The sequence below is a fragment of the Celeribacter baekdonensis B30 genome (genome assembly GCF_000299875.1).
In the GTDB taxonomy this organism is placed as follows: Bacteria; Pseudomonadota; Alphaproteobacteria; order Rhodobacterales; family Rhodobacteraceae; genus Celeribacter; species Celeribacter baekdonensis_A.
In genome coordinates this window covers 286,441-299,048 of sequence record NZ_AMRK01000001.1, presented here as the reverse complement: position 1 = coordinate 299,048, position 12,608 = coordinate 286,441, and the positions used below count along the sequence as shown (strand labels likewise).

The 12,608-nt window shown below is 52.8% G+C and carries 10 protein-coding genes; 6 read left to right on the top strand and 4 right to left on the bottom strand.

Annotation, left to right across the window (positions count from 1 at the left end):
- Nucleotides 1-16: 16 nt before the first annotated feature.
- The 3 genes from B30_RS01420 to B30_RS01410 form a co-directional block, all read right to left on the bottom strand.
- Nucleotides 17-1,171 carry a polysaccharide biosynthesis/export family protein gene (locus tag B30_RS01420; protein WP_009570193.1) on the bottom strand — a complete coding sequence of 385 codons (1,155 nt, stop codon included), beginning with the start codon at nucleotides 1,169-1,171 and terminating at the stop codon, nucleotides 17-19.
- A gap of 351 nt (nucleotides 1,172-1,522) precedes the next feature.
- Nucleotides 1,523-3,613, bottom strand: coding sequence for a GumC family protein (locus tag B30_RS01415; RefSeq protein ID WP_009570192.1), 2,091 nt, complete (start codon nucleotides 3,611-3,613; stop codon nucleotides 1,523-1,525).
- A 125-nt stretch (nucleotides 3,614-3,738) separates the two neighbouring features.
- Complete coding sequence (locus tag B30_RS01410) at nucleotides 3,739-5,127, bottom strand: phosphomannomutase (protein WP_009570191.1); 1,389 nt, start codon at nucleotides 5,125-5,127, stop codon at nucleotides 3,739-3,741.
- Nucleotides 5,128-5,521: 394 nt separating this feature from the next.
- Here B30_RS01410 and B30_RS01405 point away from each other — a divergent pair, with 394 nt between their 5' ends.
- Entirely contained in the window at nucleotides 5,522-6,979 is a 1,458-nt protein-coding gene (locus B30_RS01405; protein ID WP_009570190.1) for a mannose-1-phosphate guanylyltransferase/mannose-6-phosphate isomerase, read from the top strand.
- A 51-nt stretch (nucleotides 6,980-7,030) separates the two neighbouring features.
- Here B30_RS01405 and fcl read toward each other — a convergent pair whose 3' ends face one another.
- Nucleotides 7,031-8,011 carry a GDP-L-fucose synthase gene (fcl, locus tag B30_RS01400; RefSeq protein WP_009570189.1) on the bottom strand — a complete coding sequence of 327 codons (981 nt, stop codon included), beginning with the start codon at nucleotides 8,009-8,011 and terminating at the stop codon, nucleotides 7,031-7,033.
- A gap of 263 nt (nucleotides 8,012-8,274) precedes the next feature.
- Here fcl and B30_RS01395 point away from each other — a divergent pair, with 263 nt between their 5' ends.
- From B30_RS01395 to B30_RS22080, 5 genes are all read left to right on the top strand, one after another.
- Complete coding sequence (locus B30_RS01395) at nucleotides 8,275-9,558, top strand: WcaI family glycosyltransferase (protein WP_009570188.1); 1,284 nt, start codon at nucleotides 8,275-8,277, stop codon at nucleotides 9,556-9,558.
- A gap of 4 nt (nucleotides 9,559-9,562) precedes the next feature.
- Nucleotides 9,563-10,681, top strand: coding sequence for a GDP-mannose 4,6-dehydratase (gmd, locus tag B30_RS01390; RefSeq protein WP_009570187.1), 1,119 nt, complete (start codon nucleotides 9,563-9,565; stop codon nucleotides 10,679-10,681).
- Nucleotides 10,682-10,684: 3 nt separating this feature from the next.
- Nucleotides 10,685-11,227 (top strand): acyltransferase, encoded by a 543-nt coding sequence (locus B30_RS21620; RefSeq protein ID WP_081583649.1) that lies wholly within the window; start codon nucleotides 10,685-10,687, stop codon nucleotides 11,225-11,227.
- A 157-nt stretch (nucleotides 11,228-11,384) separates the two neighbouring features.
- Nucleotides 11,385-11,654, top strand: coding sequence for a spike base protein, RCAP_Rcc01079 family (locus B30_RS22700; RefSeq protein WP_420042211.1), 270 nt, complete (start codon nucleotides 11,385-11,387; stop codon nucleotides 11,652-11,654).
- Nucleotides 11,654-12,607: a hypothetical protein gene (locus tag B30_RS22080; RefSeq protein ID WP_157789774.1), complete on the top strand. Its 954-nt coding sequence runs from the start codon at nucleotides 11,654-11,656 to the stop codon at nucleotides 12,605-12,607. The genes B30_RS22700 and B30_RS22080 overlap by 1 nt, the downstream gene beginning before the upstream one ends.
- The last annotated feature ends 1 nt before the right edge of the window (nucleotide 12,608 follow it).

Here is a 12,608-nt window from a genome sequence, read left to right as displayed (position 1 = left end):
GCGTCAAGGACGTGTCTTATTGGACTGCGTTGGCGCTGATGCTGAGAATGGACGGTGTGATTTGGTTGATCACCCGGTTCCAGCGGGCAATCGGCTGTTCAGCGACAAAGACAATGTCATTTGGGCGCAATTCGAATCGGGTGGCCAAGGTGAGTGTCGCCACATTGCTTGTGTCCAGTTGCCAGGCGGTGAGCGCATCGAACTCCATCGGATCTTCCGAACCGCGCAGAACATAAATGTGTCGCGGATCTGCTGTTGTCGTCGCGAGGCCGGTCGCGCCTTCATAAATGGCATCGGCCAGACTGGCTTTGCGAGCCAACGGAAGTGGGAAGCGGCCCTGTTTTTTGACCTCGCCGGCCAGATAGACATAATCACGATCTGTGGCGTCGAATTCGACCTGAGCCCGATAATTTGAACGGGCTTCCTCAAGCATGGCACGGCGCAGAGACACCTCGGTTTGCAGTTGCGAAAGGGCTGCAGTGCGTGCGTCCTGGCGATAGGAGGCCAGTTGAATTTGCTGAGTGAAATAGGCTGACGCCTGATCAAGTTGGTAGGTGTCATCGACAAAGATACTGTCGCCCGACATGAGCGGAATTTTCTGCAGGCTGTTGTTTGAATAAAGCGCTTCGAGCGGAATTTGGTAGATGGTGCCGTCGCGGTAGAGGCGCACGGACGTGTAATCCATGTTTGCGGCCGTTGTGCCGCCCACGCCTGCCAAAGCTTCGTCAAGGTAGAGCGGGGTGAGCGTGATGGGCACCACGCCGGGTTTGGGGACGGCACCGCCAATAGAGACTTTTTTGGAGTTGAATTGAGAAATCTCAAGGCTGAAGGTCGGCTCGATCTGCGCAGAGACCAAGCTTTGGAACAATGTCGCTTCGGCTTCTTCAAGTGTCAGGCCTGCAATGGCAACGCGTCCGACATCCGGGATTGCGATGCTGCCATCGTCTTGCACAGTGTAGCCTTGGCGGCTGTTTTGCGCGGCCAAAAGACCCGAAAGCTGTTCGACTGAAGATCCTGCAGGGGTTGCGAGAAGCACGACATCGCCAACGCCGATCTTATAAGGTTGTGGCTGTCTTTCTGGTGGCAACCGGGTTTCGAGTACATTCGGACGGGTCTGAGCGGTGTAGGACGGCTCGGGGATCGCCCCCGTGCCCCTGAGGCCGCCACCCATACCTGCCGTGCTGCGAAAGACTGCAGGAATGTCGCGTGGTGTATAGGAAGACCGATTCGCGACAAGGACGCTTTGTGACGTGACCGGTACCACGCGTACCTTTGCGTCGTCTGTTGTCCCGGAGACAACCCGTTGGCTGTGATAAACAGCACCACACGACGAAAGTGAAAGTGCCATAAGAAGAGCAACAGCTATACGCAATGGAGTCATTCCTTGTCTAAAACCCATAGGACTTTGGTTCGTCATAGCGAAAAACAGCCCTTAAAACCATTCTGTTTTGCCGATCTCCCGCAACCGAGGCTTTCACGCCTCACCCGAAAGATACAAGCCGATTTCGCCCGGTTTGGGCGATTAGTTCGTGTAATATTTGTTCCCGTAGGACCCATAGGCCCCATATGAATCCCCATAGCCATACCGCTTCATCCCTTTTGGGTCGATTTGGTTGAGCACAATGCCGCTGATGGTGACGCCGACAGTTTCAAACATACGAAGAGCATCGCGCACTTGGGACTTCGTTGTTCTATCCCAATGTACGGTGAACAGAACGACGTCCACCTGTTGTGCCACCACCCGCGCGTCGGGGACGACAAGCACAGGGGGCGTGTCAATGATCACGAAGTCATAGGCAGTTCGGGCCGCTTCCAGAAACTCGATGAAGCGCCGCGAAGACAAGATGTCGGCGGCGTTCACATTGCTTGGTTCGCTTACAAGAATATCTGCCCCGAGCACAGAGTCATGGATGACGGCATCTTCCAAAGAAACGTCACCGGCCAGGACGCTCATCAACCCCTTGGCGTCTTTGACGTCGAGATATTGACTAAAGACGAGGCGGCGGATGTCCCCTTCAACCAAGAGCACTTTTTTCCCCAACCCAACCAGGTTTTGGGCCAAGGCAAAAGACACTGTGGTTTTGCCTTCCCCCGGCAAAGAGGAGGTCGACATGATCACCTGTGGCGCTTTGTCGAGGCCAGATAACAACACCGAGGTGCGCAGGTTGCGAACGGCTTCGGCCGCGGCGGAAGTCGGCTTTTCCGCCAGATATTCAAGTCCTTGGCGGCGGTTATCCGTTGGTAAGAGCGGAATTTGCCCCATCACAGACAACCCGGTGTCAGCTTCCAGATCGGAGGCTTGGCGATAGCCGTTTTGCCGCATTTCCCACAGCAAAGCCCCGCCGCTGCCAGCCATCGCCCCAAGGATCATTGACATGGCCAGGATAAGCGACTTGCGCGGTTCCGATGGGGAGTCGGGCAAAACCGCGTTGGACAAAATCCGGCTGTCGGCTTGTTGAATGCCCTCTTGCGCCGAGGTTTCTTTCAGGCGCCCGAGAAAATATTCATAGAGCAACCGACTGGCTTCGGCTTCGCGCGACAATTGCTGAAGTTGGATGATTTCATCACTTTGCTTCGCGATTTCGGCTTCGCGTGTTTCGATACTGGACGCAAGCGACTGGACCTGAGCCTCTGTCCTTTGAACTTGCGTCTTGGCACGGGACAGAAGTTGTTCGAACCGCGCATCAAACTCGGCACCGGCACCGTTTTCGCGCAACAGGGTGGTCAGTCGCGCATCGCCAGCCTTCTCTGCCTTTTCCTGAGCAGAGGCGCTTTCGAGAGCGACAAGATTTGCCAACTGAAGCTCGGCTTCGTTGAATGTGGCGCGGGTGGTTGTCAGCCGATCACGGAGCTCTTTGAGTTGACGATCAAGCGCCTGAACACTTTCGATACTTACCGCTTCAGAATTGGTCGAAAACTCCGCAACGCGAGCCTCGGCTTGTTCCAGTTCCAGTTTGAGATCGGCCACACGCGAGGTGAGCCATTCCGAGGCCTCTCGCGTGGCTTCAAATTTAACGTCCATTTGGTACAGAATATACTGTTCGGCGATGGTGTCGGCGAGAGTTGCAGATTTTTGTGCGTCTTCGGTCTCCATGGTCACCTGCAAGATATAGGTGTTGGGGATATTGCGCACGGATATGCGCTCCAGAACGGCGTTGATCGCAGCGGTTATCTGTTCTTGGTCTGAGGCGTCTTTTGGTTCTGCCCCCGTCAAGGCGTTCTTCAATGTGTCTTTCAGGCTCAAGGGGCGCAGTGCCGCATTAAACTCGGGATCTTCCGTCAAATGTGCAACCGACACAACGCGCTCAAGCAATCTACGGCTTTTCAGGACTTCCACTTCGGTGTTGATTGCTTCGGAATCTGTCCCAAGGCTGGGCAGAACCGCACTGAGATCAAGCAATTGTTGACCCGAGGTATCCAACAAAATCACAGATGTGGCGCGATATTTCGGGGTAACAACACCCAAGGCATAGAAGGCGCCCAGACAGGCAAAAACAAAAATACTCGCCAGAATCCATAGTTTTTTGCGCCAAAGGACGCCAAACAGCGCTCCAAGATCAATGACATCTTCATCGGTTGCGGCAGTGTTCAGGGGCTTATTGTTTTGCGACACGGGCTTCTCAACTCATTAAAAGGGTTGCGTTGTCTGTAGTGTGATTGCGGATGGATATCCATTGGCCTGCGGTAGAAAATGTCGATGATGTGTTTCTTTCGCTGCAGGCGCATTGCCGTCGCCATTCAACTGGCCAGTTCAACAGCGACGGCATGGCGCACTTGTGCGGTAAGATCTTTTGCACGGAGTTCAGAACTGGATTGCGCATAGATTCGAAACTCTGGTGCGTTGCCTGAGGGGCGTAAATGCACCACATCCCCACTTTCGAAATCGACACGTAGGCCATCCGTCAAATCGATGTCGGAAAGAGATCCGAAGGGGGCAAAAAACTGTGCGCGATTTGCAGTGTCGTCAATCAGGCCGGTCAGAAAGAGGGCCGCTTTGGCGCGATCAATTTCCTGAAGCCGGTCGGCAGCCGTGAAGCACTGAGGCAGGGCAGAGACCAGAGCGGCCAAGGAAGCGTTTTGTTGTTTGGCGGCATAGAGAGGCGCAAGGATGGGCAACATGCAATCCCGCGTGGGCAACGCGGCAAGAGGGCCCACGATTGTTGCGTCAAAGCCCAGCAAGAACCCGCCATTCGCCTCAAACCCAATACAGCGCGCATCGGCGCTGGCCTGTTCCATTTCTGCAATGACGAAGGGTGACCCGATTCGGGTGAGGCTCACATGGTCAAACTCTGGGCATCGGCGCACCATGTCATTTGAAGAGACTGGCGTGACCACCATTTTGGCATCCAACACGCGAGCGGTCAAAACCCCAAGCACATCTCCGGGGATAACTTTGCCTGCCGCATCTGTCAGCAACGGACGGTCGGCGTCGCCATCAGTCGAGGCTACAGCGTCGAGGGCGTGCTCTTGGCTCCATGCAATCAGATTCGCACGAGTTTCTGTGTCGACGGCTTCTGTATCGACGGGAATGAATGTGTCGGAATGCGCCAAAGGCACAACCTGCGCCCCCAATTCAGTCAAAATCTGTTCCATTGTATCGCGGGCCACCGAGGAATGGCGATAGACACCGATGCGAAGACCGTCGAGCGCTCCGGGCCCGAAGGCATCCACATAGCGTTTCACATATAAGGATTCGGCCTCCGGCAAAGACACCAAGCTGCCCGTCGTTCCGGTTCGACGGCGACGCGCGCCATAGGCTTCTCCGATTCTCGCTTCGTCGGCTTTCGAAATTTCGCCCTGAGGCACATAGAATTTCAACCCGTTGCGATCTGCGGGAATGTGGCTACCAGTGACCATGATCGCCGCTGCCCCTGCCTTCATTGATGCCAAAGCCAGGGCTGGTGTACCGAGAGCGCCACACTCCACAACATTGAGACCAGCACCCTGTGCCACACGACAAATAATCTCTGCGATGTCTGGAGAAGAGGGGCGCAAATCTCGGCCGACGTAGAGGGTGTCACATTCGGGTACGGTCGTCAAAAATGCGTGCACATAATCTGAGACGACCTCTTCGCTAAGTTCACTTACAAGGCCGCGCAAACCGCTGGTGCCAAAAGAGGGAGCCATGTTGGAGAGCCTTCCATCAGATATTTGTAACCTAGGTGGTCTTAGCATTAATGGCGTCGGTTCAAAAACACTTAAAACGGCTCGCGGCGATGAAAGCCACCTCTGTTGGACAGAGCGTGCATTTTGTCGAACGACTCAATGCAATCAGAAGACGATTTAATTCATGTGAAGGCCCGCTTTTAGGGGGGTGGTATAAATTTCAGCACCTGAAAACGTGTGTTTTTTAGTCGGTTTGAGATAATTTGGCGAGTTTATGTGGCTTTTGACATTAAGTGGAATGGAGCGGCTAAAATTTAGGCTATTCCCCCTTTTTTCATAAACCTAGGTGTCACATAGGGTGAATACTGATAGATGAGACATTCGAGATGACCCAACGACAGGACAGATCTACATCATGACCTCTGCATGTATCACGCCCGTTATTTTGTGTGGTGGCTCTGGCACCCGCCTGTGGCCTTTGTCGCGCAAAAGCTATCCCAAACAATTCGTCCCTTTGGTGGATGAACAAACCTTGTTTCAGGCATCGGCCAAACGTCTCAGTGGCGGCACGGATCAGCTTAAATTTGCAGCTCCTGTGGTTCTGACGGGCTCTGATTTTCGGTTTATCGTTACGGAACAATTGTCAGCCATCGGCATTGATCCTGGTGCCATCCTGATTGAGCCCGAAGGGCGCAACACGGCTCCGGCGATTCTTGCGGCGGCTTTGCATGTGTCAGCGACGCATCCTGAGGCGATCATGCTTGTTGCGCCCTCTGATCATGTCGTGCCGGATACGGCGGCGTTTCATGCGGCTGTTGAGAAAGGTCTTGCCGCAGTAGAGAATGGCAAGCTTGTGACCTTTGGCATCAAGCCAACCCATGCTGAGACCGCCTATGGCTATCTCGAACTGACTACTCAGCCGGATGATTCTGGCACTGCGATTGATCTCAAACAGTTTGTTGAGAAACCAGATGCGGAGCGCGCCGCCGAAATGGTGATCGCAGGTACGTTTATGTGGAACGCGGGGATTTTCCTGTTCAAAGCCAAAGATATCATCGCAGCTTTTGCGGAGCACGCACCCGGTTTGACCGCTCCTGTGGCCGCGGCTGTCGAAACCGCTCAGGTGGATCTTGGTTTCTTGCGTTTGGATGCGGAGGCTTGGGCACAGGCCGAAGATATTTCTATCGACTATGCGGTGATGGAACGCGCCGCCAATTTGGCAGTTGTGCCGTTTGACGGCGGTTGGTCCGATCTTGGCGGCTGGGATGCGGTGTGGCGTGAATTGGGCCCGGATGCGAACGGTGTTGTGACCTCTGGCGAAGCCACCGCGATTGATTGTGAAAACAGCCTGTTGCGCTCTGACAGTGAACACCTCGAAATCGTTGGGATCGGCCTTAAGAATGTGATGGCCATTGCCATGAATGATGCCGTGTTGGTGGCAGATATGTCATGCGCACAGGACGTCAAAAAAGCCGTGGCGGCCCTCAAAGCCAAAGGTGCTGCGCAAGCCACGATGTTCCCAAAAGATCACCGGCCTTGGGGCTGGTTTGAGAGCCTTGTTGTTGGCGGGCGATTCCAAGTGAAACGCATCCATGTGCATCCGGGCGCGGCGCTCAGCCTGCAAAGCCATTTCCACCGCTCCGAGCATTGGATCGTGGTTGAAGGCACGGCGCGTGTAACGGTGGATGACGAGGTTAAACTCGTGACAGAGAATCAATCCGTCTACATCCCGCTTGGCGCGGTCCACCGGATGGAAAACCCCGGCAAAGTGCCGATGGTGCTGATTGAAGTGCAAACCGGTTCCTATGTCGGCGAAGATGACATCATCCGCTACGAGGATGTCTATTCGCGCGGCCAAGGGGCTAAGGGATAAGTTGCATTCATTGCAACACTCCCCAAATCTGGAAAGTGGAAGGGCGCGGTCTCACTTCGACCGTAGCCCTGCCAGCCCCTTCTCAAGGAACCAAGCATAAGTCTCCCGGACGCCCTCTTGCAACGGAATGGATGCAGTCCAGCCCAGCCGAGCAAGACGGCTGACATTCATCAGCTTGCGTGGTGCGCCATCTGGCTTGGTTGCATCAAATGCGAGCTTGCCCTTATATCCCGTGACCTCAGCAACGATCTCGGCCAATTCACGGATGGTGACATCGGTACCAGACCCCACGTTGATGTGACTCAGCATTGGCTGAGTTTCGCTTTGATAGGTTGTGTCATCCAGATCCAGCACAAAAAGCGACGCCTCCGCCATGTCGTCAACATGGAGAAACTCGCGCATCGGATTGCCTGACCCCCAAATGGTCACTACCTTTGTATTGTTTTCGACCGCTTCGTGAAAACGACGAATCAGAGCAGGCAGGACATGGGAGTTTTGAGGATGGAAATTATCCCCTGGCCCGTAGAGGTTTGTGGGCATGACAGAGCGATAATCCACACCGTATTGCCGGTTGTAGCTTTCGCACAGCTTGATTCCGGCAATCTTGGCAATAGCGTAAGGTTCGTTTGTCGGCTCAAGAGTGCCCGTCAAAAGGGCTTCTTCTCTCATCGGTTGTTCGGCCATTTTGGGATAGATGCAAGAGGACCCGAGTTGCAGCAGTTTTTTGACGCCTGCCTCATAAGCGGCATTGATCACATTGCACTCGATCATCAGGTTTTCATAAATGAACTGGGCTGGATAGCTGTTGTTGGCGATAATCCCTCCGACTTTGGCTGCGGCAAGGATGACTTCATCTGGTTTTTCGTCATGCATGAATGCCTGAACGGCCTGCTGGTTTGTTAAATCCAGTTCCGAGGACGACCGTGTAAGAAGTATCAAGTTTTTACCTGTGGCACGGCGGTCTTCAAGTTTGCGCAGAATTGCCCCGCCAACCATCCCGCGATGCCCGGCAACGTAAATTTTCTTTTCCATGTCATACCTCACACCAATTTCTTCCTACTGTTGTTATGTGTCACGTAGCGCGACTCAAAGCAAACCGTGCCGCAGCCTTGATTTGAGTAATTGTGATACTCTCTGATCTATTTGTGACACTTTTGAAGGCAGCGGCTAAGTATCGGGCAGTTTTAGCAGCGAAAGTTTGCGGATAGCGGTGTTTTCATTTAGGTCTCTGGCAACGATGTGAGTGCGTTTTGAGGAACTGCCCAAGACGTTGCCGAAGCCTAAGAGTAGGGCGTATGGCGGAAGAGGTTAAAGTGAAGATACAAATTCTTGGGCTGAATTACGCCCCTGAAAAAATTGGCATCGCGGTCTACTCAACCGGACTAGCAGATGAGTTTTCTGCCCGTGGCCATGACGTGGTAGTTGTATGCGCCCATCCCTACTATCCTCAATGGAAACTGGGTGAAGGCTGGCCGCAATTCCGCTATCGGACGATCATGACCGATAGCGGAGCAAAGGTTATTCATTGTCCGCTTTATGTCCCCCAAATTCCGACTGCAAAATCCCGAATGATTCATTATGCAAGCTTTGCTCTGACCGCCCTGCCGCGTTTGCTTGGAGATGCGGTGCGTAAGAGGCCTGATGTGGTCTTTGTGGTCGCGCCCTCCCTTGTGTCTGCGATCAGTGGCTGGGCCACCGCGCGTTTAACTGGAGCCAAGCTTTGGCTCCACGTGCAGGATTTCGAGGTCGAAGCTGCATTTGCCACGGGCGCAATTGGTTCTGAAAGTCGTTTGGGACGGATGGCACTTGCCTTTGAGCGCTGGATGCTTGGCCGCTTCGATATAATCAGTTCAATCTCACAGCCGATGCTCGATAAGTTGCATGAAAAAGGTGTACCTCAAGCGAAAATATACGAGCTTCGCAATTGGGCGAACCTGTCCCGGGTCACTGTGGTCGAAGGGGTGTCTCCTATGCGCGAAGAGCTTGGGATCACAACAAAATATGTTGCGTATTATTCCGGCAATGTGGCGGCCAAGCAGGGGCTGGAAATCATCCCTGCAGCTGCGCGCTTGTTGCAGCACCGCGATGATCTGACCTTCGTGATATGCGGTGAAGGGTCGTTTCTTTCGACACTCAAAGATGCGGCGGAAGGGTTGAACAATATCCAGTTCTTACCTTTGCAACCGCTTGAAAAACTGAGCGATGCGCTTGGCATGGCTGATGTGCATTTGCTGCCACAAATTGCGGGTGTTGCAGAGCTTGTTCTGCCATCCAAATTGACCAACATGCTTGCTTCCGGGCGTCCAGTCATAGCGACGGCTGGGCCAGACACCGCTTTGGCCCAAGAACTTAAAGGCAGTGGCATTGTCACGCCTCCTGGGGATGTTGCAGCTTTTGCATCCACTATTGAAGCGCTTTTGGATGATTCGGAGCAGCGTGCGGCCTTTGGTAAACAAGCTCGCCTCAGCGCGAATGCTAACTGGGATATGGATAGAATCATCTGTAAACTTGAAACAAAACTGTGCCAATTGGCACCTAAGGTTCGCGAACGCGATCAAAGCACATCAGTTAAAGGGTGAAGACATGAAAAAGGCACTGATTACGGGGGTGACGGGACAAGATGGTTCGTATCTCGCGGAGTTTCTTTTGGAAAAGGGCTATGAGGTCCACGGGATTAAACGCCGTGCGTCTTTGTTTAACACGCAGCGTGTGGATCACATTTACGAAGACCCACACACAGACAATGCACGTTTCAAACTGCACTACGGTGATCTCTCCGACAGTTCCAACCTGACGCGCCTGTTGCGCGATATTGAGCCGGATGAGGTGTATAACCTTGGCGCCCAGTCGCACGTTGCTGTGTCTTTTGAGGCTCCTGAATATACTGCCGATGTCGATGCTATGGGCACGCTGCGGCTTCTGGAGGCCATCCGCTTCCTTGGTCTTGAGAAAAAGACCAAGTTCTATCAGGCCTCGACCTCTGAGCTTTACGGTTTGGTGCAAGAGATTCCGCAAAAAGAGACAACCCCGTTCCACCCGCGTTCGCCCTATGCTGTGGCCAAACTTTACGCCTATTGGATCGCGGTGAACTACCGTGAAAGCTATGGCATGTATGCCTGCAACGGCATCCTGTTCAACCACGAGAGCCCACGCCGGGGCGAAACCTTTGTAACTCGCAAAATTACCCGCGGTCTAGCCAACATGGCTATGGGACTTGAGAAGTGCCTCTACATGGGTAACATCGACAGTCTGCGCGATTGGGGTCACGCCAAAGACTACGTGCGGATGCAGTGGATGATGTTGCAACAAGACACGCCCGAAGACTTCGTAATCGCCACAGGTGTTCAGTATTCTGTGCGTGAGTTTATCACATGGTCTGCCCGCGAACTTGGTATCGAGCTTGAGTTCACCGGAACAGGTGTCGATGAAATCGCAACAATTACATCTATTGAAGGAGACAAGGCCCTTGCGCTCAAAGTTGGCGATGTCGTGATGCGAATTGATCCGCGTTATTTCCGTCCCGCCGAAGTGGAGACGCTATTGGGTGATCCGAGTAAAGCCAAAAAAGTGCTGGGTTGGACGCCAGAAATTACTGCGAAAGAAATGTGTGCAGAGATGGTGATGGAAGACCTCAAATCAGCCAGACGTACTGCGCTTTTGAAAGAACATGGTCTGGAATTGCCCATTAGTGTTGAGGGTTAGGCGATGGCGGTAAAGGCTTTAGCTTATGGTGCATACCTTCTTTTAACTGAGTTCATCGGGTCTTTGCCGTCTCATACAATACGGAATTTTTTATATAAAAATGTTTCCCGGGTTTCGATCGGGAAACATGCAACTCTCTATCGCGGAGCGCGGATGCGCGGCAGTCGCAAGATTAAAATTGGAGCCGGTACGTCAATTGGTAATGGATGTGAATTGGATGGTCGTGGCGGGCTAAGATTTGGCCGAAATGTAAATGTTTCGTCAGAGGCTGCTTTTTGGACCGCCCAACATGACTATCAAGATGCAAGCTTTGCAACGATCTTTGCGCCGATTGAGGTTTGTGATTGGTGCTGGATTGGACCAAGAGTTACAGTGTTGCCTGGGGTTACTATCGCGGAGGGCTGTGTTGTTGCAGCACATTCCGTCGTAACAAAATCGACTGATCCATATGGCGTATATGCTGGAATACCGGCAAAGCGGATCGGCGAAAGGACACGGCATGACTTTAACTATCAACCCGGAGCCGCTCCTATTCCGTTCATCTGAATACAAGTGACGGGGGGGGCATTGATAGCAACGTTGCGCTTAACAATCGTGATCAGTGTTGCGCGGGTTTGCAGTAGAGGGGCCGCCGAATTTACTGTTCTTTGAGAGGCTATAGCTAGTTTGCGAGCATCGTTATTCCAAGCATACAAGGGCTATCATGATGACTTCAGAGAACCAATTTCAAGGCCGTAGTGTTCAGCGTATCGGTTCACCGACACATCTCGCAATTGTGACTCCCGATGACACCACTGACTTGGGACACGTGCCTCAGATGATTTATGTCGGCGTCGCGGGGACTCTTCGTGTCACCACGCTTGGTGGTGAGACTGTGGCAACGCCTTCACTTCAAGCCGGGTGGCATCCCCTTGAGATTTGTCGCATTCACGCCACAGGTACGACGGCAACAGATATCATGGTGGCTTGGTAATGACTCTCGCGCTTCTTCACGCCACCGTTTGGGGTAATGCACAGCTAAAGGCCTATGCCTCCACGCAATATGGCGTTCCATTAGAGGTATGGGACTTTTCGAACGACTTTTATACTTCGAGCTGGAATGTTTCTCGCGCCACCTCTGCTGTTGTGTCGACAGAAACTGGCATCCTGACTGAAGTGTCTGTGAATGAAGCGCGACTTTACGGCAGCGGACCTGAGCGTGGTCTGCTTTTGGAAACCGCATCATCCAACATTAGCAGTGCGCCAAGTGCTCCACAAACGTTATCAGGCGTCTACAAAACAGGAGCGGCCAGTGCTGTCTTAAGCATAGTTGATGACTTTGCTATGCAAAGTGCCGCAGGCATTGCATCCTTGACCAACGGAATGGCGTATCACTTAGATAACACGTCAGGAACGTCCAACGCGCGCTTAGCCTTACAGCAAACATTCGACAGCACCCAATCGGCATGGGTCGCATCCGCTTATTTGAAGGCTACGGGCCAGGTTACTGTTCGCACGGGATATGGTGCATATCCAGCCATAGGCGTCTTGCCAACAGACCCACCTTTGTCCGCGAGTGCGTATACTCGTTTTTTGCGTTCAAAGGTGCAAAAAAATGGAGGAGCATACAACCTTAATGATGTCTTATGGATTGATGTTCCGGCAGGGAATCAAGTCTGGGCAAGCCTGATACAACTCGAAGAAAATCAAAATGACTCGTCTTCTATTATTCCATCCACTGGTATTGCTACGCAGCGTGCACAAGAAACGCTCGAACTGGCTGTGGCCCCAGGAAATTATAACGTGTTGGTTAATTTTACTGATGGAAACAGCCAAATTTTAAGTAATCAGGCATCAACAGGTTTGCTAACAATCGCTCCAGAAAATAAGATAATTGAAAAAGTAAGGCTATTTTTGTGTAGTCTTAAAATGGAGATTGAACCGTGAT

Bases quoted from the DNA above. Each gene is read 5' to 3' on its own strand.
- B30_RS01420 (WP_009570193.1), bottom strand. From the start codon at position 1,171: ATGGGTGGCGGCCTCAGGGGCACGGGGGCGATCCCCGAGCCGTCCTAC.
- B30_RS01410 (WP_009570191.1), bottom strand. From the start codon at position 5,127: ATGGCTCCCTCTTTTGGCACCAGCGGTTTGCGCGGCCTTGTAAGTGAA.
- B30_RS01405 (WP_009570190.1), top strand. From the start codon at position 5,522: ATGACCTCTGCATGTATCACGCCCGTTATTTTGTGTGGTGGCTCTGGC.
- fcl (WP_009570189.1), bottom strand. From the start codon at position 8,011: ATGGAAAAGAAAATTTACGTTGCCGGGCATCGCGGGATGGTTGGCGGG.
- B30_RS01395 (WP_009570188.1), top strand. From the start codon at position 8,275: ATGGCGGAAGAGGTTAAAGTGAAGATACAAATTCTTGGGCTGAATTAC.
- gmd (WP_009570187.1), top strand. From the start codon at position 9,563: ATGAAAAAGGCACTGATTACGGGGGTGACGGGACAAGATGGTTCGTAT.
- B30_RS21620 (WP_081583649.1), top strand. From the start codon at position 10,685: ATGGCGGTAAAGGCTTTAGCTTATGGTGCATACCTTCTTTTAACTGAG.
- B30_RS22700 (WP_420042211.1), top strand. From the start codon at position 11,385: ATGATGACTTCAGAGAACCAATTTCAAGGCCGTAGTGTTCAGCGTATC.
- B30_RS22080 (WP_157789774.1), top strand. From the start codon at position 11,654: ATGACTCTCGCGCTTCTTCACGCCACCGTTTGGGGTAATGCACAGCTA.